Origin of the sequence: Nonomuraea deserti, assembly GCF_004348685.1 — a bacterium.
In the GTDB taxonomy this organism is placed as follows: Bacteria; Actinomycetota; Actinomycetes; order Streptosporangiales; family Streptosporangiaceae; genus Nonomuraea; species Nonomuraea deserti.
In genome coordinates, this window is record NZ_SMKO01000190.1 from 1 (window position 1) to 21,217 (window position 21,217).

The 21,217-nt window shown below is 69.9% G+C and carries 18 protein-coding genes and 1 pseudogene; 12 read left to right on the forward strand and 7 right to left on the reverse strand.

Annotated features, from left to right (window positions below):
* The 4 genes and pseudogenes from E1292_RS41110 to E1292_RS55250 form a co-directional block, all read left to right on the forward strand.
* A pseudogene (locus E1292_RS41110) lies at nucleotides 1-146 on the forward strand (IS256 family transposase); the annotation flags it as partial.
* An 809-nt stretch (nucleotides 147-955) separates the two neighbouring features.
* Nucleotides 956-1,198 carry a hypothetical protein gene (locus E1292_RS41115; RefSeq protein WP_132604521.1) on the forward strand — a complete coding sequence of 81 codons (243 nt, stop codon included), beginning with the start codon at nucleotides 956-958 and terminating at the stop codon, nucleotides 1,196-1,198.
* The gene (locus tag E1292_RS41120) at nucleotides 1,195-3,402 is read left to right on the forward strand and encodes a hypothetical protein (protein WP_132604523.1); all 2,208 of its coding nucleotides are present in this window, start codon (nucleotides 1,195-1,197) and stop codon (nucleotides 3,400-3,402) included. Before E1292_RS41115 ends, E1292_RS41120 begins: the two co-directional genes overlap by 4 nt.
* Nucleotides 3,403-3,863: 461 nt before the next feature.
* Nucleotides 3,864-3,986 carry a hypothetical protein gene (locus E1292_RS55250; RefSeq protein WP_281284135.1) on the forward strand — a complete coding sequence of 41 codons (123 nt, stop codon included), beginning with the start codon at nucleotides 3,864-3,866 and terminating at the stop codon, nucleotides 3,984-3,986.
* A 37-nt stretch (nucleotides 3,987-4,023) separates the two neighbouring features.
* On the opposite strand, the gene leuA is transcribed toward E1292_RS55250, so the two are convergent.
* Together leuA and ddaH are read right to left on the reverse strand one after the other, a co-directional pair.
* On the reverse strand, nucleotides 4,024-5,727 hold the full coding sequence (gene leuA, locus E1292_RS41125) for a 2-isopropylmalate synthase (protein WP_132604526.1): 1,704 nt from the start codon (nucleotides 5,725-5,727) through the stop codon (nucleotides 4,024-4,026).
* A gap of 402 nt (nucleotides 5,728-6,129) precedes the next feature.
* Nucleotides 6,130-6,876 carry a dimethylargininase gene (ddaH, locus tag E1292_RS41130; protein WP_132604529.1) on the reverse strand — a complete coding sequence of 249 codons (747 nt, stop codon included), beginning with the start codon at nucleotides 6,874-6,876 and terminating at the stop codon, nucleotides 6,130-6,132.
* Between the two features lie 38 nt (nucleotides 6,877-6,914).
* Between ddaH and E1292_RS41135 the strand changes: the two genes are divergently transcribed.
* Genes E1292_RS41135 through E1292_RS55255 form a run of 5 tightly spaced genes read left to right on the forward strand, consistent with a single transcriptional unit; the run spans nucleotide 6,915 to nucleotide 14,221 of the window.
* Complete coding sequence (locus E1292_RS41135; RefSeq protein ID WP_132604532.1) at nucleotides 6,915-7,160, forward strand: DUF2630 family protein; 246 nt, start codon at nucleotides 6,915-6,917, stop codon at nucleotides 7,158-7,160.
* 51 nt (nucleotides 7,161-7,211) lie between these two features.
* On the forward strand, nucleotides 7,212-8,192 hold the full coding sequence (locus E1292_RS41140) for a GNAT family N-acetyltransferase (protein WP_132604535.1): 981 nt from the start codon (nucleotides 7,212-7,214) through the stop codon (nucleotides 8,190-8,192).
* Between the two features lie 57 nt (nucleotides 8,193-8,249).
* Nucleotides 8,250-10,826 carry a glycoside hydrolase family 6 protein gene (locus E1292_RS41145; RefSeq protein ID WP_165975003.1) on the forward strand — a complete coding sequence of 859 codons (2,577 nt, stop codon included), beginning with the start codon at nucleotides 8,250-8,252 and terminating at the stop codon, nucleotides 10,824-10,826.
* 50 nt (nucleotides 10,827-10,876) lie between these two features.
* A complete protein-coding gene (locus E1292_RS41150) occupies nucleotides 10,877-11,596 on the forward strand; it encodes a Mut7-C RNAse domain-containing protein (protein ID WP_132604541.1) in 720 nt (239 codons plus the stop codon).
* A 60-nt stretch (nucleotides 11,597-11,656) separates the two neighbouring features.
* A complete protein-coding gene (locus E1292_RS55255; RefSeq protein WP_132604544.1) occupies nucleotides 11,657-14,221 on the forward strand; it encodes an AfsR/SARP family transcriptional regulator in 2,565 nt (854 codons plus the stop codon).
* A gap of 54 nt (nucleotides 14,222-14,275) precedes the next feature.
* On the opposite strand, the gene urtE is transcribed toward E1292_RS55255, so the two are convergent.
* The 5 genes from urtE to urtA are packed head-to-tail and all read right to left on the reverse strand — an operon-like array spanning nucleotide 14,276 to nucleotide 18,703.
* Nucleotides 14,276-14,965, reverse strand: coding sequence for an urea ABC transporter ATP-binding subunit UrtE (gene urtE / locus E1292_RS41160; RefSeq protein ID WP_132604547.1), 690 nt, complete (start codon nucleotides 14,963-14,965; stop codon nucleotides 14,276-14,278).
* Nucleotides 14,943-15,692, reverse strand: a complete 750-nt coding sequence (gene urtD, locus E1292_RS41165) for an urea ABC transporter ATP-binding protein UrtD (protein ID WP_132604550.1) — start codon at nucleotides 15,690-15,692, stop codon at nucleotides 14,943-14,945. Before urtD ends, urtE begins: the two co-directional genes overlap by 23 nt.
* Complete coding sequence (gene urtC, locus E1292_RS41170) at nucleotides 15,676-16,692, reverse strand: urea ABC transporter permease subunit UrtC (protein ID WP_132604553.1); 1,017 nt, start codon at nucleotides 16,690-16,692, stop codon at nucleotides 15,676-15,678. Before urtC ends, urtD begins: the two co-directional genes overlap by 17 nt.
* Nucleotides 16,689-17,537, reverse strand: coding sequence for an urea ABC transporter permease subunit UrtB (urtB, locus tag E1292_RS41175; protein ID WP_132604556.1), 849 nt, complete (start codon nucleotides 17,535-17,537; stop codon nucleotides 16,689-16,691). Before urtB ends, urtC begins: the two co-directional genes overlap by 4 nt.
* A complete protein-coding gene (gene urtA / locus E1292_RS41180; RefSeq protein WP_246090685.1) occupies nucleotides 17,537-18,703 on the reverse strand; it encodes an urea ABC transporter substrate-binding protein in 1,167 nt (388 codons plus the stop codon). The genes urtB and urtA overlap by 1 nt, the downstream gene beginning before the upstream one ends.
* Before the next feature lie 237 nt (nucleotides 18,704-18,940).
* On the opposite strand from urtA, the gene E1292_RS41185 reads away from it, so the two are divergent.
* The 3 genes from E1292_RS41185 to E1292_RS41195 form a co-directional block, all read left to right on the forward strand.
* Nucleotides 18,941-19,243 carry an urease subunit gamma gene (locus tag E1292_RS41185; protein ID WP_132604563.1) on the forward strand — a complete coding sequence of 101 codons (303 nt, stop codon included), beginning with the start codon at nucleotides 18,941-18,943 and terminating at the stop codon, nucleotides 19,241-19,243.
* Nucleotides 19,240-19,551 (forward strand): urease subunit beta, encoded by a 312-nt coding sequence (locus tag E1292_RS41190; RefSeq protein WP_132604566.1) that lies wholly within the window; start codon nucleotides 19,240-19,242, stop codon nucleotides 19,549-19,551. The genes E1292_RS41185 and E1292_RS41190 overlap by 4 nt, the downstream gene beginning before the upstream one ends.
* Nucleotides 19,544-21,217: urease subunit alpha (locus E1292_RS41195; RefSeq protein ID WP_132604569.1), on the forward strand; the 1,674-nt coding region annotated here is incomplete at its 3' end. The genes E1292_RS41190 and E1292_RS41195, both read left to right, overlap by 8 nt.

Sequence of the window (21,217 nt, forward strand, 5' to 3'; positions counted from 1 at the left end):
TCGGCGCCGTGCTGGCTGAACAGACCGACGAATGGGTCGAAGCCCGCCGCTATATGGGCCTGGACATCCTGGCCAAAGCCCGCGTCCGGCTCATCGCCGGCGACACACCGTCCCCGAATCCGATCCCGCAGACACTTACCGCTTAACCTGCAGAAACAGGATCACGCGAAGATCGATTCATACACCACGCCCGTGGACGTGACCCAAAGCAGCTGTCCATGTGGCGGCGGAGGCCGGCAAGTTCATCGCGGAGAACCGCGAAATTAAGTCTCATCTCGGCCCGCATGTCGGCGATATCCGCCTGCACTTGGGCGATGTCGGTCATCGTGGAGCTGCCGTCTCCGGTATGCGTGCTCGCCTCGAGCGCCCGGAGACGCGTGATCAGGGCGAGGATCCGTACCTCTTCGTTCACCGCATTCCTGCCTTTGCGAAGCTGGGAATGGCAACCCGCGCCGGCGGGCGGGTGCAAGGTTTTGACGGTCAGCATAGTGACACACAGCTGACGTTCATGCAGGTCACCGCCCGCGCCCGGGTGTGGTTCCTTCTCCCTGCGTCTGGCATGTTTCTCCCCGGGAATAATGTCGACCGCGAACGGCTGGGGAGCGAGGGGGGTTCCCCCCTGACGGACGGGGCCGTTGCCTTCGCCGCCACGGGATCGAGGCCACTATTCCGGTCGAGGTCCATCAGCACGTCACATGACTATCTGACAGAGTCAGTGTAATATCGCATATTTGCCGAATCGCACCATTGACTTCGCGCTCCGCCACCCTCCTGAAGCGAAACTGGCTCCAGCCAGGCGAAACACCCCATCTAACGGCAAACCGTGAACGCGCCATACCTTTCACCGGCGTTCGACTTGTTTTGTTGATGTGCTGTTGATTACCGTGCGAATGATGCGGGCGACGTGCCGCCTCCTGACCTGTTCTGGCGCAGCGAACCGTGCGAGAGGATCATCGTGGCTGACCTCGATCGCGAGGCGATGCGTGCCGTGGCGCAGCGGATCCAGCGGCTGTCCGACGAGCACTGGTGGTCGCTCGATCCGTCCTGCCGCCTGATGGAGAAGGACGCGTGGGTGGGGCCGACGGGCGGCCGGTTCGACGCCCAGCTCCACGCCGACCAGCAAGAGCTGCGCGACATGCTCAGGCAGGCCGTCCACAGCGCGAACCAGAAGCTGGCGTCCATCCCGGACAAGCCATGACCGAGTTCACCGGGGTCAAGCAGCCCGATTTCGACACGATGACGAGCAAGCACGCCGAAGCCGCCCGACGGCTCGAGGAGCTGGCGCAGGCCCTGCACGGCGAGTTGCGGAGCGCCGGACTCGACACTGCTCCGGCGGCGCGCCTGCGTGCGCTGGCCGGGCGAGTCACCACGCAGGCCGAGGACCTACGGCGACGACAGAAACTCGTCTACGAGCTCCAGCGGCAGAAGATCACCTTCGGCAGGAGCACGCCCACCGGGAGCTTCCTCGAGATGCCCGACGCTCTGGACGCGGCCAAAGGGTTGCTCGACGGCACGCTCGCCGGCCGTGCCGCGCTGAAGGCCGCGGACGGCGACTCCACGGCGCTGGCCGAGCTGGAGAAGTACGCGTCACGGGGAGGGGATGCGGAGTTCGTCAAGGCGTTCCTCGGCACGCTCGGAGCCCATGGCGTGACGCGCCTGCCCGGCTCGATCGCCGCGCAGTTGCGCGACGCCAAGGCCCACGGCGACTCCGAACGCGTGGCTCAGCTCTCCGGCGGTGGCAGCAAGGCGCTGCGCATACTGAGCGCCGCCCTGGCCAAAGGAACGGATCCGAAGGATGCGGCATACTCGGGCGCCGGTTTCCTCAAGCAACTGGTGCAGCAGGGCCGGGCCCAGCACAAGACGGCCGGCACGACGTACTCGGGCTACCAGGCGCAGGCGCTCATCTGGCGGGCCCACGACGGGAAGCCGCCGTACTCGAAAGAGTTCATGGAAACCGTCGGACGAGACGTGATCGTCTACGAGCACGAACAGCGGAAGAACGAATGGGCGGCGAGTAAGGATCCACTGGGCCGCATCTTCGCGGGCACCCGACTCCCCATCATCGACCTGGCCGGCGCGCTCGGCCTCGGCACCCTGCTGCGACCGGAGACGCAGGCGGGTGCGCCAGGCACCAAGACCCAGTCGTCCGTGGTCGACGACCTGTTCCACGCGGCGAAGTCCAACCGGGAAGCGTCCCATGCCCTCCTGAACCACACGCCGGCCGGGTGGAAGGAATCCGTCCTGGACTACCTGCTGACCACCCGCTGGGAAGCCGCCCTCTACACGAAGGACCACGCACCGTTCAACGACCTGCTGGTGACGGCGACGACCGGCCAGGACGCCACGTCGCAGAGGCTGGCTGCCGACATGACGAAGATTCTTTCCGACGAGGTACGCGGCGCCTTCGGCAAGGCCGACAGCGGCAACCTGGAAATCAGGAACCGGGAGGCTTTCGATCGGTACGCCGCACTGAGCTACCCACTCGCCCGGGCGATCTCGGCCAACATCGACCAGCTCTCCCGGCTCTACCTGAACCACGCGACCTTCGAGCAGGTCGCGGCGCAGGACATGTCCTACGCGTTGCTGCTCGCCACCTCCAACGACGCCGGGTTCGAGGCGCTGATACGCGCACAAACCGAACACATGCGAGCGGCACTCGACACGGTCCCTCCAGTCGGCCTCAACGCTTCCAACGCCGAACAACTCGGATTCACCCAGGCGGCCGTCAAGGAGTACGACTTCGACGGGGACGGACGGGTCGACAAGGCCGACATCAAGCAGTTTCTGACGGACCGGACAGTGGCGGAGGCCCGGCCCTTCAATCACATCGTGGAGAGCCGCCGCCAAGTACTGATCGCTCAGGGGCTGGACGACAAGAAGGCGGACGAGGCACTGAAGACCATGGTGGGCGATGCGCTGGGACTACTACCGGTACCAGGGGGCACGCATGTAGGCCGATTGGCTACGGGCGCCTTCGGCGAACTGATCAGCAAGGGGTACGACAAGTTCACCGGAGCCGCGTATGACGAGATCGCCAAACAGGCCGTGCACCGAATGGCCGGACACGAGCGAGGGCTGGACGGGACACACCGAACGCTGGCGGACAATCGTCTGGCGGTGGAGAGGCTGGCGGAGCAGATGCTCGCCACTGCCATGCTAAACAAGGGATTGTTGGACCAGACGGAGATGAAAAATGAGATCTTCGCGAACGGAACAACATCGACAATCAAACTTTTCGCCGAGATGACCCCACAAGAGTACAGCAAGTTCCTTGAGTGGGTTCGAAAGAAAGGCGGGAGTGACGACCTACTCGATCGGTTCGGCGGCAGCTTCCGCAGGACCAGCGAAGTGGACGACTACCTCGATCTCCGGATCTCAGGCTCTTCGGGGGACCGCGGATGAGAAGCTCATTGCCGCCTGTGGTCCTGGCTGCTTTCTTGTTGGGAACAGCATGCACTCCGGAGAATGACATCGTCACTGAACCGGCTCCAACCTTCCAAGCTCTCTCGGGCGCCGGTCCTTATATCTGCAGACTCGTTCCTGAACAAGCGTTTCGCTTGGCGAGCGGTATAAGCGGGCCGATTGTCGAAGAATCGAGCGGCAGTGAGAGTAGCGGTGACTGCTGGACCACCGACACAAATCTTCGGCCACTTGAGGTGGGCTGGCTACAAGTGGGCGATAGGACAAGCCAGGAGCATCTGGACTTTCTTATGAACGGCCGGCGCAACATCTACACACGGCACGATGGAGTAGCGCTTCCGTCCGACCTCGGCGATGGCATGGCAGCCCGCGTTACGAATAGCCCATTGGACGACCAGCCATACCGAGTAAGCGCGAAGTTTCAGTGTGGCGGTAAGGATCGGATGATCGACATATACCTGGCTGAAGTCGCCCGGGGCAGGGATGGGATCAAAGATTTGATCGAGCTCATGCGCATCGCCCAACAGCGCTACAGCAAGGTGTACGGCTGCAAGCTCGCCGCATGAGGGCCCGAGCCCCCGGGGAGGGGCCCGGGCGGGTGGGTCAGCGGAAGGCGCGGTTGACGGCGGAGATGATGGCCTTGAGGGCGGCCGTTGTGGCGTTGGCGTCGACGCCCACGCCCCACAGCACCTGTCCGTCCACGTCGCACTCCAGGTAGGAGGCGGCCTTGGCGTCGGCGCCCGCGCTCATCGCGTGCTCCACGTAGTCGAGGACTCGCGCCCGGATGCCGACCTGTGCGAGGGCGTCGATGAAGGCCGAGATGGGGCCGTTGCCCGTGCCGCTCACCTCGCGGATCTCGCCGTCGAGGCGGACGTCGGCGCTGATGCGGTCGTGCTCTTCCGTGGACTCGTGGCGGTGGGCCATGAGGCTGAGCCGGCCCCACCGGTTGGTGGGGTTGGGCAGGTATTCGTCGCGGAAGACGTCGTACATCGCGGCCGGACTGATCTCGCCGCCCTCGGTGTCGGTGCGGGCCTGTACGACCTTGGAGAACTCGATCTGCAGCCGGCGCGGCAGGTCGAGCTGGTGGTCGGCCTTCATGATGTAGGCGACCCCACCCTTGCCGGACTGGCTGTTGACCCGGATGACGGCCTCGTAGGTGCGGCCGATGTCCTTCGGGTCGATCGGCAGGTAGGGGACGGCCCAGGTGAAGTCGTCGACCGGCACGCCCGCCGCCACGGCGTCCTTTTCGAGGTGCTCGAAGCCCTTCTTGATGGCGTCCTGGTGGGAACCGGAGAAGGCGGTGTAGACCAGCTCGCCGCCCCACGGGTGGCGCGGGTGGACGGGCAACTGGTTGCAGTATTCGGTGACGCGGCGGACCTCGTCGATGTCGCTGAAGTCGATCTCGGGGTCGACGCCCTGGGAGAACAGGTTCATGCCCAGCGTGACCAGGCAGACGTTGCCGGTGCGCTCGCCGTTGCCGAACAGGCAGCCTTCGATGCGGTCGGCGCCCGCCATGTAGCCCAGCTCGGCGGCGGCCACGGCGCTGCCACGGTCGTTGTGCGGGTGGAGCGACAGGATGATCGAGTCGCGGCGCTTGAGGTTGCGGTGCATCCACTCGATCTGGTCGGCGTAGACGTTGGGCGTGGCCATTTCGACGGTGGCCGGCAGGTTCATGATGACCTTGCGGTCGGGGGTGGGCTGCCACACCTCGGTGACCGCGTCGCACACCTCGACGGCGTATTCGAGCTCGGTGCCGGTGAACGACTCCGGGGAGTACTGGAAATGGACGTCGACGTCGGTCGCGTCGGCCAGCTTCTTCACCAGTTTGGCGCCCTCGACCGCGATGGCAGTGATGCCGTCTCTGTCCTGGCCGAAGACCACGCGGCGCTGGAGGGTGGAGGTCGAGTTGTACAGGTGGACGATGGCCTGCTTGGCGCCCTCGATCGACTCGAAGGTACGCTCGATCAGCTCGGGCCTGGCCTGGGTCAGCACCTGGATGACCACGTCGTCGGGTACGCGGCCCTCTTCGATGATCTGCCGGATGAAGTCGAAGTCGGTCTGCGAGGCGGCGGGGAAGCCTACCTCGATCTCCTTGTAGCCCATGCGTACCAGCAGCTCGAACATCTGGAGCTTGCGGTGCGGGTCCATCGGGTCGATCAGGGCCTGGTTGCCGTCGCGCAGGTCCACCGCGCACCAGCGGGGCGCCTTGGTGATGACCTGGTCGGGCCAGGTGCGGTCGCGCAGGCGTACGGGCTCGAACGGTTGGTAGCGATGGATCGGCATAGGGCTGGGCTGCTGGGCGGTCATGGCGCTGCTCCTGAGTCGGACGGAAGGAAGCGGCCGACGCGCACGACAGGCTCCGCGGCGAGGGAGCCGGCCTTAGAGGCCCCCGCCGCGGCAGCTAAGCAGGAGGCCGCGCAGCATGCCAACGACGGTACCAGACGTCTCGCCATGCGCCGTCCCGGGTCTCGGATGTTGAGAAGCAGGTCGAGCGAGGCCTCGGTGCGGAACTCGGTGCGGAACTCGGTGCGGAACTCGGTGCGGAACTCGGTGCGGAACTCGGTGCGGAACTCGGTGCGGAACCGGGTTCGAGGCGTTCGTCCGGAAATGGGTCGTGGGCGGTAGCTGGGGATCGGGCGGAGACGGGTCGTGGGCGGTAGCTCGGCGGTCGGGTTGGTGGTGTCCGTCCGGAAGTGGATGGGAGGTGGGTCAGTCCGGGATGAGGACGCTGAGGCAGGTCACGCAGCCTTCGAGTTTCTCGTACTCGGAAATATCAACGGTTGTCACGGCGAGTCCGCGCTGTTCGAGCATGGCGGCGGTCCGGGGCGCCGAGGCGGCCATCAGGACGCGGTCGCCGCCGAGCGGCACCACGTGCGCGCCCGGCTCCTCCTCCGGCACGAGCAGGTCGGGCAGGTCCACGTGCCGCGGATCGCCGATGAGCGTCCCGTCGGGCAGCGCGGTCACTCCCGACTTCAGGTGCAGCACGCCCTTCATCTTCACGGGTACGACCTCGCGTTCGGGGAGGAGGGCCGCCAGCTGCGCGATCCCCTGATCGTTGGTGCGCGCCGATCTGCCGGCGTACAGGGTGGCGCCGGTCTGCAGCACGTCGCCGCCGTCGAGCGTGCCGGGGGCGGCGATCCTGACCGCCGTCAACCCGAGCTCGTGTACGGCCGCCGCCACCGAGTCCACCTCCGGCCGCCGCTCCGGCGCGCCGGGCCTGGTCAGCACCGCCAGCCGCCCCGACACCACCACCGCGTCCTCCACGAACGGCGCGTCGGGCAGCTCGTCGGCGGGGGGCACGTACACGGGCCGCCATCCGCCGGCCGACAGGGCCTCGACGTAGGCGTCATGTTGCGCGAGAGCCCGCCGGTGATCCACGGGTTCGCGCTCGATGTGGGTGACGATGCCTTGGGCGATTCGGGGACCGGGCTTCCTTACCAGTGCAATACCAGCCATAGGGCGTCTTCTATCACGGGGTGATTAGAGTCTTGGGCATGCGGGACGACGAGATTCTCACCAGGATCAGCGCCCTGGTCAGCGAGGAGCACGAGTTGCGCGACAAGCTGACGGCGGGCGAGGTGACCACGGACCAGGAACACGCGCGCATCAAGGAGCTGGAGACGGCTCTCGACCAGTGCTGGGACCTGCTCAGGCAGCGCCGGGCCAGGCGCAGCGCGGGCGAGGACCCCGACGACGCCGCGGCCAGACCGGCCGGCGAGGTGGAGAACTACCGCCAGTAGGCGGCGGGAAAACCGGTCGCCGGGCCGCCGCTGGTGCGCTTTGCTGACCGCATGCGGATCCAGCAGATCGACCTCGACGACCAGCCGGACGATCTGGTCACAGGTCTGTACGACGCCCATGTGGCCGCCGCCTCCGCCGACGACGCGGGCCCTCAGCCGAGGCTCCCCCGCTTCCGCAGGGACGTCTGCGCGCACAGCCCCAGCGGGCGGGCCGAGGTCTGGGTGGCCGTCGCGGACGGCAAGGTCGCCGGCGGCTACGGCCTGTCGCTCCCGATGCTCGACAACACCCATATCGGGACGGTCTTCCCGTTCGCCGTACGGCCTGAGCACCAGCGCCGCGGGCTCGGCACGGAGCTGTTCGGGCACCTGCTCGGCCGCCTGCGCCATCACGGCAGGCGCCTGCTGCTCGCGGAGACCATGGCCACCGGCACCGGCGCCCGTTTCGCGCGTACCCGCGGCATGAAGGTGGCGCTCGTCGAGGCCCGCCGCATGCTCGACCTGCGCAAGGTGGACTGGGCGGCGCTCGAACGGATGATCCCCGAGGTCGCCGGTTACCGGGTCGAACGGTTCGCCGGACCGGCGGGCCCCGAGCTCGCATCCGACCTCGCCACGCTGATGGGCGGCATGAACGACGCTCCGCACGACAGCGGCGTCGAGGACTCGATCTTCAGCCCGGAGCGCCTGCTGCACCGCGAGGAGGGCATCGTCCCCAGCGGCCGGACCTGCTACACCTCGATCGCCCGCCGCGACTCCGACGGCGCCCCGGCGGGCTACACGCGCATCTACCTCGACAGCGACCGCTCCGACGGCTGGGCCGAGCAGGCCGACACGACGGTGCTCGCCCCGCACCGCGGCCATCGCCTCGGCCTGCTGCTCAAGCTGGGCAATCTGCTGTGGTTGCGGGAGTGCGAGCCGCACGCCGAACGCCTCATCACCTGGAACGCCACCAGCAACACCCACATGCTCGCCATCAACGAGGCCATGGGATTCGAGCTCTTCGACGAATGGAACCAGTGGCGTATGGAGGTGTAAACGCGTGGAGCCGGACGCATGGATCATCCGGCGCGCGGGCAGCTAACCTGGCCACCTATGACCATGGAGGCGCTGAGAGACGGAGATCCCCGGCAGGTGGGCCCGTACACCCTCCTGGGCCGGCTGGGCGAGGGCGGGATGGGCGTCGTCTACCTCGGCCGCTCCCCCGACGGCACGCAGGTGGCCGTCAAGCTGATCCACGCCAGGCTGGACGCGCACGCCGACTTCAGGCGCCGCTTCGCCCGCGAGGTGGCCGCGGCCAAGCGCGTCGCCAGGTTCTGCACCGCTCCCGTCCTCGACGCCGACGTCCAGGGCGACCTGGCCTACCTGGTCACCGAATACGTCGAGGGTCCCAGCCTCGGTGACGTCGTCCGCTCCTCGGGGCCGCTCAAGGGCTCGGCTCTCGACGGGCTGGCCGCCTCGATGGCCATGGCCCTGCGCGCCATCCACGGGGCAGGGGTGGTGCATCGCGACCTCAAGCCGTCGAACGTGCTGCTGTCGCAGGTGGGACCCAAGGTCATCGACTTCGGCATCGCGCAGCTCGCGGACGCGGAGGTGAGCAGCGCGATCGTGGGGACGCCGTCGTACATGTCGCCCGAGCAGGTGTCGGGCGCCACCATCGGGCCGCCGTCGGACATCTTCTCGTGGGGCTGTACGGTCGCCTTCGCCGCCGGAGGCGTGCCGCCGTTCGGGTCGGGCTCGGTGCCGACGGTCCTGCTGCGCATCGTCAACGAGACCCCCGACCTGCGCGGGCTCACGGGGACGCTGCGGGACCTGGTGGTGGCGTCGCTGGTCAAGAACCCAGCGAAACGTCCCACGGCCCAGGATCTGATGGACCGCCTCAGCACCTCGGCCGTGCCGGGCTCCGGCGCCTCGCGCCCCGGGCCGAGCACCACCGGCCATGGCACGCCGGTCCCGGGCGGCGGCAGCGCGGGTGCGCCTGCGTACCCGGGTGAGGGTTCAGGTGCGGCGGGCGGCGGCCCTGGTGGCGCGGATGCGGGTACGGCAGGCGGTTCCGGCTCGGGTGCTGCGGGTGTGAGCAGGTCCGGCGGCGGTGAGGAGTTGCCGGGTGCCGGGTCAGGAGACGGGCGGCCGACCGCTCCTGGGGGCACCGCCGGGCCGACCGATCCGAGCATCCGCGCCGGCGAAAGCACACCCATCGGTCACAACACCCCAGTCGGTCCCGCCGCTCCGGGAAGTTCCCGAAATCCGGGCACTCCCGGCGGTCCGGAAAGTGCCGGAGGTCCGGGCGGCCCCGGTGGTCCGGGGAGTCGCGATGGTTCAGGGGGCTCGGGGAGTCACAGCGGTCCCGGAAGGGTGGGAGGTCAGAGCGGTCCGGAAGGTACGGGGGGCGGGGAGCCGCATGCCCGAGGGCGCGGGGTGTCGCGGCTCGCGGCGGCGGGCGGGCAGCGCCGGCTGATGGCGGCCGCCGCGGCCGTGGTCGTGGCGGTGGCCGGGGTGTCGGCGGCGCTCATGTGGCGTGACCGTGGCGCCTCGGACACCCGGACGGGGTACGGAGCCACCCCCACCGCCGGGCAGAACGGCACGACCCCACCCGGCACCGCCGGTCGGAGCGGCACCACGGGCCAGGACGCGACCCAGCCGGCGAACGCCACCGGCAACCCGCTCGTGGCCCAGGGGAAGGTGTCGTTCTACTCCCCGCCCGAGCCAGGCGCGAGCAAGCAGGCGACGCTGTGGGAGAAGGATCGACCCGAGGACGCGGAGCTGATGAGCAGGCTGGCCGCGGTCCCCCAAGCCATCCGGCTCAACCAGCCCGAGGTCAGGTCGAAGGTGGACGACACGATCAGGGCAGCCGAGCAGGCGGGTGGTGTCCCGGTGTTCCTGATCAACTACATGCCGGGCAGCGACTGCCTGCCGGTCGAGCCGAAGGACATGGCCGCGTACCAGGAGTGGATCAGGGGCGTCGCCCGCCAGATCGGCCAGGCCCGGGCGGTGGTCATCCTGGAGCCGTCCAGCCTGGTCAAACTGCCGGGGACGGAGAAGTGCGACGCGGACGGCTCACCCGAGCAGCGTTACCGCGACCTCAGGCAGGCCGTACGGAGCCTCAAGTCCAGCCCCCGCACGGCCGTCTACCTCGACGGCAGCCAGAACTACTGGCCGGGCACCGACGTCATGGCGCGGCGGCTGATCGGGGCCGGGATCGAGGAGGCGGACGGGTTCTTCGTCAACACCGCCGGATACCAGCGTACGGAGGGGAGCGTCGAGTACGGCAAGGCGCTGTCGGCCTGCGTCAGCGTCCAGCTGGAGACGGGCGGCGAGGAGTGCCCGCAGGACGCACCGATGGACCGGGCGAGGATGCCGCACTTCGTGATCGACACCGCCAGGAACGGCCAGGGCTCGTGGAGGCCGGAGAAGAAGAAGTACAAGGATGTGCAGGTGTGGTGCAACCCTCCGGGCAGGGGCGTCGGCCCGCGGCCCACCACGGAGACGGGCGAGGAGCTGGTCGACGCGTACTTGTGGGTCGCGCGGGCGGGCGAGTCGAGCGGCCGGTGCAGGCGCGGCACGAGCGGCGAGAAGGATCCCGAGCGCGGCATCGTGTCGCCGGAGGCCGGCCAGTGGTGGGCCGATCTGGCGCTGGAGCGGGCGAAGAACGCGAATCCGCCGCTGGAGTGAGCGCGTACCGGGAAATATCAGCATGAATTCCCGTGGTCCGGTCCACCAGAATGGGTGTTGTGACTGCACGCCTGCGCATCGCCTCCGAGCTGAGGATGTTCCTGCCGGTGAGCCGGCGACGTGAGTGGCAGGAGGTGGCTCCCGACGGCACCTCCACGCTGGGGCACCACGTCGAGTCGATCGGCATCCCGCTGACGGAGGTCGGCCCGATGATCGTGGCCGGCGATCGGGGCGTGCCGCCGTCCTACCAGCCGGCGCCCGGCGACGTGGTGGAGGTGCACCCGGTGCCGCGCCCGCAGCAGTTGCCCGAGGAGCCGCGGTTCCTGCTGGACGTGCATCTGGGCACGCTGGCGCGGCGGCTGCGGCTGCTCGGCATCGACACCGCCTACCACAACGACATGGACGATCCGGCGCTGGTGGTGCAGGCGAACGAGGAGCGGCGGGTGTTGCTCACGCAGGACCGCGGGCTGCTGCGCCGCCGCGCGCTGTGGCTGGGCGCGTACGTCCGCGGCTCGCGCCCCGCCGACCAGCTCCGCGACCTGTTGGAGCGTTTCGCGCCGCCGCTGCGCCCGTGGACCCGCTGCACGGCGTGCAACGGCGAGCTGGAGCAGGTGACCAAGGTCGAGGTCGAGCCGCTGCTGGCGGCCGGCACGCGGCGCAGCTACGACGCCTATGGCCGGTGCGGGGGGTGCGGGCAGGTCTACTGGCACGGCGCGCACAGCGGCCATCTGGAGGAGATCGTGCGGACGGCCCGAGCGTGGGCGTCCTGACGCGCTCCGGTGTGCCATCCTGATCGGCATCTCTCCTCGAATCCTCGAAGGAAGGGTCGTGTGGACTTTCGCATCATGGGGCCGCTCGAGGTGGCCGACGGCGACCGGGATCTGACGCCCGCGACGCCCAAGCTCCGCGATCTGCTGGCCATGTTCCTGCTCAACGCCGGTCACCCGCTGACCGTCGAGCGGCTGCGGCGGCTGTTGTGGCCGCGCGAGGGAGGTGACCGCTCCGACTCCCTGATCCGCGGCTACGTCGGCCGGCTCAGGCAGCTGCTCGGGAAAGACGTGATCGGCACCGTGTCCGGGTCGTACGTGCTGGCCGTCGGCGACGGCGGGCTCGACGTCGACCGGTTCCGGCTGCTGGTCGACAAGGGCGCCTACGAGGAGGCGCTGGAGTTGTGGCGGGGCGAGGTCCTGGAGGACGTCGACCCCGAGGGCGAGCGGTGGTCGGAGACGCGCCGGCTCCGCGAGGAGCTCGGCGAGCTGCGGCTGCTCGCCCTGGAGCGCAGGCTGCAGGCCGGTCTCGACGCGGGCCGCCACCGCGAACTGCTGGTCGAGCTGCGCCGGCTGACCCGGCAGCATCCGACGTGGCAGCGCTTCCGCGGCCAGTACATGCTGGCCCTCTACCGCAGCGGCCGCCGGGTGGACGCGCTGGCCGCGTACGCGGTGCTGCGCGACCAGCTCGACGGCGGCCACGCGATCGAGCCCGACGCGGAGTTGCAGCTGCTCTACCACCGCATGCTGCACGACGACGCGTCGCTGCACGTGTCGGCGGGCCCGCCGGTGCTGCTGCCGCCCGACGTGGCGGGTTTCACGGGGCGGGCCGCCCTGCTCGACCAGGTGATCGGCGGTCAGGTCGTGGTGCACGGCCAGGCGGGCGCGGGCAAGTCGGCGCTGGCGGTGCACGCGGCCTGGCGGCGGCGCGAGCGTTTCCCCGACGGCATCCTGTACGCCGACCTGCGCGAGACGGCGGCGCCTGCTGCGGTGCTCGAGGACTTCCTTCGCTGGCTGGGCTGCCCGGCCCAGGCGATCCCCGCGTCGCTGGAGCAGCGCGAACGGCTTTTCCGCACGTACGCGGCCGGCCGCGAGGTGCTGGTGGTGCTGGACAACGCGGCCGGAGAGGCGCAGGTGCGGCCGCTGCTGACGTCCTGCCCGACGGTCGTGACCAGCCGTTCCCCGCTGGGCGGGCTGACCGGGGCGCGGCGGTTGTCCGTCGGCGTGCTGGACGACGGGGAGGCGCTCGACCTGCTGGCGAGGTGTTCCGGCCGGGCGGCGGACGACGCCGTGCGCAGGCTGGCGCGGTTCTGCGGCGGGCTGCCGATCGCGCTGCGCATCGCCGGCTCCCGGCTGGCGGCCAGGCCGGAGTGGACCGTCGGCTATCTGGTGCGCCTGCTGGAGGACGAGCACGAGCGGCTCGACCGGCTGCACGCGGGCGACCAGACGGTGCGCAGCGTGCTCGCGATCGGCTTCGACGGGCTGCCGGAGCCGGCCCGGCTGACGTTGCGCGGGCTCGGCGCGCTGTCGGCGCCCGACTTCGCCGACTGGGTGACCGAGCATCTCGGCGGGCAGGGCGAGATGCTGGTGGACGCGGGCTTACTGGAGACGCACGGGGTCGACGTGGCGGGCCAGGTTCGTTATCGGATGCACGCTCTGACCAGGTTGTTCGCCCGTGAGCAGCCCGTCCCCGGGGTGCTGGCGAGGCTGGCGGCGGTGGTGCTGGCCAGGGTGCGGGCCTCGCGGTTCTCGCTGGTGTCGGGCGACCCGGCGACGGCCGTGGCCACCAGGGACATCAGGGAGTCGGTCGAATGGCTGGCGGCCGAGCGGGCGTTCCTGGTGAGCCTGGTCGCCGACCTGCACGCGGCGGGGCTCGACGACGAGTGCTGGCGGCTGGCGCACCTGCTGGCGCCCTATCTCGAACGCCACCGCTTCCTCGACGACTGGCGGGCCGTGACCGGGCCGGCGCTGGAGTCGGCGCGGCGGTCGGCCGACGACCGGGGCGAGGCGCTGATCCTGCTGGACCTGGGCGACCTGCATCTGGCCGAGCGGGAGTGGGAGCGCGCGTACGCGCGGCTGGGGCTGGCGCTGGAGATGGTCCGGCGGCAGGGCCGCGCCCGCGACGTCAACCACGCCGTACGCCGGCTGGCCCGCGTCCACCTGGAGCTGGGGCGGCTGGACGAGGCCGAGCGGGCGCTGCGCACCTGCCTGAAGGAGGCCGGCAACGAGCGCGACACGGCCGACGCCGAGCGGGTGCTGGGCGCGGTGCTGCGCCGCGCCGGCCGGCTGGACGAGGCCGGCGTGCTGCTGGCGGCCGCCGTGGGGCGCCTGGCGGAGCTGGGCGACCGGCACCGGCAGGCCGACACCCTGCTCGACCTGTCGGCGGTACGCCTGGCGCAGGCCGCCAAACCGGCCGCCCGCGCCGCCGCCGAGCAGGCCAGGGGCATCGCCGTACGCCTCGGCGACCGGCTGCTCGACGCGCACGCGCTGCTGGCCCTGGCCCGGGTCAACCGGGCGGAGGGCGCGACCGGGCGGGCGCGCGAGCTGGCCGGGGCGGCGCTGGAGGTCTTCGAGACGACCGGCGACCGGCAGGCCGCCGCCAACACCCGGGCGTTCCTGGCGCAGTGACCCCCACAGTCCGCCGTAGTGACATCCGCAAGTGCCCCCACAGCGCCCGGGGCTTCATACGGCCAGCAGGCGGCGCACGTCCTCGCGGTGCAGGTCCTCGGCGGTGCCGGTGCGCACCACGTGCCCGCCGTCGAGGATGACGAACGTGTCGGCCAGCCGCAGCGCGATGTCCAGATACTGCTCAACGAGCAGCACGGCCAGCCCGGCGGCGTGCAGGCGTTCGATGGCCGCCTCGATCTCCAGGATGATCGACGGCTGGATGCCCTCGGTCGGCTCGTCGAGGATGAGCATCCTCGGCCTGGTCACGAGGGCGCGGGCCATGGCGAGTTGCTGCTGCTGGCCTCCCGACAGGTGGCCGGCGCTCCGCTTGAGCAGCGGCTTGAGGGCGGGGAAGAGGTCGAGGGCCTCGTCGACGGCATGCTTGGGCTGCTTGGCGGCCTCCAGGGTCACCAGCAGGTTGCCCTGGACGGACAGCTGGGGGAAACACTGGTGGCCCTGCGGTACGTACCCCATGCCGAGCCGTACCCGCTCGTGCGGCTTGAGCCCGGTGACGTCGCGGCCGTCGAACGTGACCGTGCCGGTCACCGCGGGCAGCACCCCCATGACGGTGTTGAGCAGCGTGGTCTTGCCGACGCCGTTGCGGCCCATGACACAGACGAGCTGCCCCGGCCCGACCTCCAGCGAGACGCCGAACAACACGCGCGCCCTTCCGTACCCCGACTCAAGGCCGGTTACCGACAGCATCGCTCGCCTTCCTCCCCAGATAGACCTCCTGCACGCGGGGGTCGGCGCTGACCTGGTCGACCGAGCCCTCCACGAGCACCCTGCCCTCGTGCAGCACGGTCACCGTCGAGGCGTGCCGCCGCAGGAACTCCATGTCGTGCTCCACCACGACCACCGTGTGGTCGTCGGCGATCCGCGTGAGCAGCTCGCCGGTGCGCTCGCGCTCGTCCTTGGACATGCCGGCGACCGGCTCGTCCAGGAGCAGCAGCTTGGGCCGCTGCGCCAGCAGCATCCCGATCTCGAGCCACTGGCGCTGGCCGTGGGAGAGAACCCCGGCTGAACGTTCGGCGAGCTCTTCGAGCCCCGTCCTGGCCAGCGCCTCAGCGACGGTCTCCGACACGCCCCTCCGCCGCCTGGCCAGCGACCACAGCGGCTTGCGGAAGCCGGCGGCCAGGTCGAGGTTCTCGATCACGGTGAGCTCCTCGAAGACGACGGACGTCTGGAACGTGCGTCCGACGCCGAGCCGGACGATCTGGTGCTCTTTCCTGCCCGCCAGGTCGTGGCCGGCGAAGCGCACGCTGCCCGCCGCCGGCCTGGTCAGACCGGTGATGACGTCGATCAGCGTGGTCTTGCCCGCGCCGTTGGGCCCGATGAGGAAGCGCAGCTCGCCGTCGGGCACGGTCAGGTCCACGCCGTCGAGCGCGCGGAAGCCGTCGAACACCACCTGGACGTCACGTAGTTCGAGCACGTCGCAACCTCTCCGCCACCCCGATGATCCCCTTCGGGGCGAGCGTCATGACCAGGATGAACAGGGCGCCCTGCAGGTAGAGCCAGCCGTCGGCGAACTGCTCGCTGAACGCCGTCTGGGCGTAGCCCATGACGACGGCGCCGAGCACGGCCCCGGCCAGCACGTGCCGGCCGCCGACCGCCACCGCGACGACCAGCTCCAGCGACGGCACCACGCCGAGCAGGGCGGGCGAGATGATGCCGACGACGGGGACGAACAGCGCGCCCGCGAGCCCCGCCATGCCCGCCGACGCGGCGAAGGTGACGGTCTTGACCAGCGCCGGGTCGTAGCCGAGGAAGCGCACCCGGTCCTCGCCGTCCCTGACCGCGACGAGCAGCCGGCCGTACCTGCTGTTCACCAGCTGGCGGGTGGCGAGGTAGAGCACCCCCAGCACGGACGCCACCACCAGGTAGAGGCCGCGCTGCGTGGAGTCCTCGGCGAGGTCCCGGCCGAACAGGTCGAAGAAGTTCGTCATGCCGTTGGTTCCGCCGGTCAGGCCCTGCTGCCCGACCAGCAGGATGACCATGGCGGCGGCCAGCGCCTGGGTGAGGATCGCGAAGTACGCGCCGCGCACGCGCTGCCGGAACACCAGCGTGCCCAGGATGGCCGCGATCGCCACCGGCCCCAGCACGGCCATGCCCAGGGCGAAGACCGGGTTGGCGAACGGCACCCACAGCGCGGGCAGCTCCTCCACCCCGCTCCACACCATGAAGTCGGGCAGCCCGCCGCCCTCGGTGAGCTTGAGGTGCATCGCCATGGAGTAGCCGCCGAGCCCGAAGAACACGCCCTGGCCGAGGGTGAGCATGCCGCCCTGCCCCCACGCCAGCCCGATGCCGAGCGCGACGATCGCGTAGCACAGGTATTTGGCCAGCAGGCTCAGCCGGAACGGCTCCAGCAGCAGCGGGGCGGCCACGAGCACGATCACGGCCACGGTCGCGAAGGGCAGGTTCCTCCTGATCATGTGAGTGCCCTCGATCTGAGCACGAACATGCCCTGCGGCCGCACCTGCAGGAACGCGATGATGGCGGCGAGCACGATGACCTTCGCGAGCGAGGCGTCCGACCAGAACTCCGCGTAGGAGTTGAGCAGCCCCAGCCCGATGGCCGCGAGCACGGCCCCGCGCAGCTGTCCCAGCCCGCCCGCCACGACGACGAGGAACGCGTCGACGATGTAGTACGTGCCGAGCGCCGGCCCGACGGGCCCGACGAGCGTCAGCGCCACCCCGGCCACGCCCGCCAGCCCCGACCCGATGAAGAACGTCAGCATGTCCACCCGGCCGGTGTCGATGCCGCTGGTCGCGGCCAGCCGCCGGTTCTGCACGACGGCCTGGGTCCTGCGGCCGAGCCCGGTGCGGGTGAGGTACGCCCAGACGGCGACCACCCCGGCCACCGCCAGCCCCATGATGAACAGCCGGTTGTACGGCAGGATGCCCACCCCTCCCGCCAGCCACGAGGGGGCGGGCACCTGCACGTTGGGCGCGCCGAACAGGTCGCGGGCGAGCTGCTGCAGCACCAGGCTGACGCCCCAGGTGAGCAGCAGCGTGTCCAGCGGGCGGCCGTAGAAGTGCCGGATGGCGACCCGCTCCAGGATCAGCCCCATGGCCCCGGCGACCAGGAACGCCACCGGCAGCGCCGGCACGAGGTCGCCCAGCAGGAACGCGGTGTACGCCCCCGCCATGATGAACTCGCCGTGCGCCATGTTGATCACGCCCATCTGCCCGAACGTGAACGTGAGCCCGAGCGCGATGAGCAGCAGCACCGCCCCGATCGACAACCCGATCGGCAGCTGGTTGGCGAAGGCGGACATCACTGGCCGGCCAGCCCGGCCGCCCACGGGTAGCCCTTGAGGTAGGGGTCGGGTTTGATCGGCTCGCCGGAGTCCCACACCTGCTTGATCAGCCCGTCGGGCTGGACGATGCCGATGCGGGCGGTCTTGTACAGGTGCTGGCTCTCGCCGTCGATGGTGACCAGGCCTTCGGGGCGTTCGAGCGCGATGCCGCCCGCGGCCTTCCTGACCGCCTCGACCTCGGTCGTGCCGGCCTTCTTGACCGCCTCGGCCCACAGGTAGACGGCGTTGTAGCCGGCCTCCATGGGGTCGCTGGTGACCTTGTCCTGGCCGTACTTGGCCTTGTACGCCTTGACGAACGCCTTGTTGGCGGGGGTGTCGGTGGTCTGGTAATAGTTCCAGGCGACCGGCTGGCCGACGACGTTGTCCACGCCGATGCCGGTGACCTCCTCCTCGGCGATGCTCACCGACAGCACGGGCATGCTCTCCGCCGTGGCGCCCGCGCTCTTGAGCTGCTTGAAAAAGGCGACGTTGGAGTCGCCGTTGAGGGTGTTGAAGACGGCGTCCGGCCCGGCCTGCGTGACCTTGTTGACCAGCGTGGAGTATTCGGTGTGGCCGAGCGGGGTGTACTCCTCGCCGAGGATCTCCATGCCGTTCGCGGCCGCGTACGCCTTGATGATCTTGTTGGCGGTGCGGGGGAAGACGTAGTCGCTGCCCACCAGGAACAACCGCTTCTCGCCCTGCTCCTTCAGGTAGTCGAGGCCGGGGATGATCTGCTGGTTGGTGGTGGCGCCCGTGTAGAAGATGTACGGCGAGCTCTCCAGCCCTTCGTACTGCACCGGATACCACAGCAGGGCCTTGTAGCGTTCGAAGACCGGGAGCATCGCCTTCCTGCTGGCCGACGTCCAGCCGCCGAAGACGGTGGCGACCTTGTCCTGCCTGATCAGTTTCGTGGCCTTCTCGGCGAACGTGGGCCAGTCGGAGGCGCCGTCCTCCACCACGGGGACGAGTTGCTTGCCGAGCACGCCGCCGGCCTTGTTGATCTCCTCGACGGCGAGCAGTTCGGCGTCGCGCACGGTGACCTCGCTGATGGCCATCGTGCCGCTGAGCGAGTGGAGGATGCCGACCTTGATCTCGTTGGCGTCGGCGGCCGGCCGGGCGTCTGATCCGCAGGCCGCAAGGGACAAGACAAGTATCGCGGGGACAATCGGGCGGGGGATGCGCACAGCCGTTCCTTCCTGCCGACCGGTACTGCGAGAAAGGTGACTCCGCGAGATTTCGCGGGAAGATCCCGCGTGTTAAGAGGCGATTGCCGGACGTTCACAAGCGCACCTATTCCGACATACGGCGGTTCAGCGCGAGGCGAAACCGACCCGACATCACGCGGCAACACCCAGGAAACGGCCGGTTCTTATGGTCCGGCCATGCGGCTAACCTCACACGAGCAGGAACGGCTGCTCATCCACGTCGCCGCCGGGGTGGCGCGCGAGCGGCAGGCCAGGGGCCTGCGGCTCAACCACCCCGAGGCCACCGCCGTCATCGCGTCGTTCCTCATGGAGGGCGCCAGAGACGGGCGCAGCGTCGCCGACCTGATGGAGGCCGGGCGATCGGTGCTCGACCGCGCCGACGTCATGGACGGCGTGCCGGAGATGCTGGAGAGCGTGCAGATCGAGGCCACGTTCCCCGACGGCACGAAGCTGGTCACCGTCCACAGGCCGATCCCGTGATCCCGGGCGAATACGCCCACCCCGACGGCGCGATCGAGCTCAACCCGGGGCGCGAGCGGGTGACGGTGCGGGTGGTCAACACCGCCGACCGGCCGGTGCAGGTGGGCTCCCACTACCATTTCGCGGCCACCAACCCGGGGCTGGAGTTCGACAGGAAGGCGGCCTGGGGGATGCGGCTCGACGTGCCGTCGGGGACGGCGATGAGGTTCGAGCCCGGCGTCGAGCGCGATGTGACGCTGGTGCCGATCGCGGGCGGCCGGATCGTGCCGGGCCTGCGGCCGGAGTGGGCGGGGCCGCTCGATGGCTGACATGTCGCGCGCCCGCTACGCGGCGCTCTACGGGCCCACCACCGGCGACCGCATCCGGCTGGCCGACACCGACCTGTTCGTCGAGGTCACCGAGGACCGCGCGATGGGCCCTTCGGGGGCCGGCGAGGAGGCCGTCTTCGGCGGCGGCAAGGTCATCCGCGAGTCGATGGGGCAGGCGCGGACCACCCGCGCGGAGGGCTCGGCCGACCTCGTCATCACCGGCGCGGTCATCCTCGACCACTGGGGTGTGGTGAAGGCCGACATCGGTGTCCGCGACGGCCGCATATACGCCATCGGCAAGGCCGGCAACCCCGACACGATGGACGGCGTCGACCTGGTCATCGGGCCGTCCACGGAGGTGCTGGCGGGCAACGGCAAGATCCTCACCGCCGGGGCCGTCGACTCCCACGTCCACCTCATCTGCCCGCAACTCCTCGACGAGGCCGTCGCGTCCGGGGTCACCACGATCGTCGGGGGCGGCACGGGACCCGTCGAGGGCACCAAGGCGACGACCGTCACCGGTGCCTGGTATCTCGGCCGGATGCTGGAGTCGCTGGACGCGTACCCGCTGAACTTCGCGCTGCTCGGCAAGGGCAACACGGTCAGCGTCGAAGGGCTGCGCGAGCAGCTCGCGGCCGGGGCCTCCGGCTTCAAGCTGCACGAGGACTGGGGATCCACGCCCGCCGCCATCGACGCGTGCCTGAGCGTGGCCGACGCGGCGGGCGTGCAGGTGACGCTGCACACCGACACGCTGAACGAGGCCGGGTTCGTCGAGTCGACGCTCAAGGCCATCGGCGACCGGACTATCCACGCGTACCACACGGAAGGGGCGGGCGGCGGGCACGCGCCCGACATCATCCGCGTGGCCGGTCAGCCCAACATCCTGCCGTCCTCCACCAACCCCACCCGGCCGCACACCGCCAACACACTCGACGAGCACCTCGACATGCTGATGGTCTGCCACCATCTCAACCCGTCGATCCCCGAGGACCTGGCCTTCGCCGAGTCGCGCATCAGGCCCGCGACGATGGCGGCCGAGGACGTGCTGCACGACCTCGGGGCGATCTCCATGATCGGTTCCGACTCGCAGGCGATGGGGCGGATCGGGGAGACGGTCATCCGTACGTGGCAGACCGCCCACGTGATGAAGGGGCGGCGGGGGGCGCTCGGCGGAGGGCCGGCGGACAACCTGCGGGCTCGGCGATATGTCGCTAAATATACGATATGTCCGGCTATCGCCCATGGGTTGGACGCCGAGCTCGGCTCCGTCGAGCTCGGCAAGCTCGCCGACCTCGTACTGTGGAGCCCGGCGTTCTTCGGGGTCAAGCCCGACCTGGTGCTGAAGGGCGGCGTCGTGGCGTGGGCCCAGATGGGCGACGCCAACGCCTCCATCCCGACGCCCCAGCCGGTGCTGCCCCGCCCCATGTTCGGCGCGTCGCCGGTCACGGCCGCCGCCACCTCGCTCCACTTCGTCGCGCCCGCCGCCCTGGACGCGGGCCTCGCCGACCGCCTCGCCGTGCGCCGCCGCCTGGCGCCCGTCCAGGACGTACGCCGGCGCGGCAAGTCCGCGATGCCCCTCAACGACGCCCTGCCCAGAATCGAGGTCGCGCCCGACACGTTCGAGGTCCGCGTCGACGGCGAGCTCATCGAGCCCTGTCTCTTATAC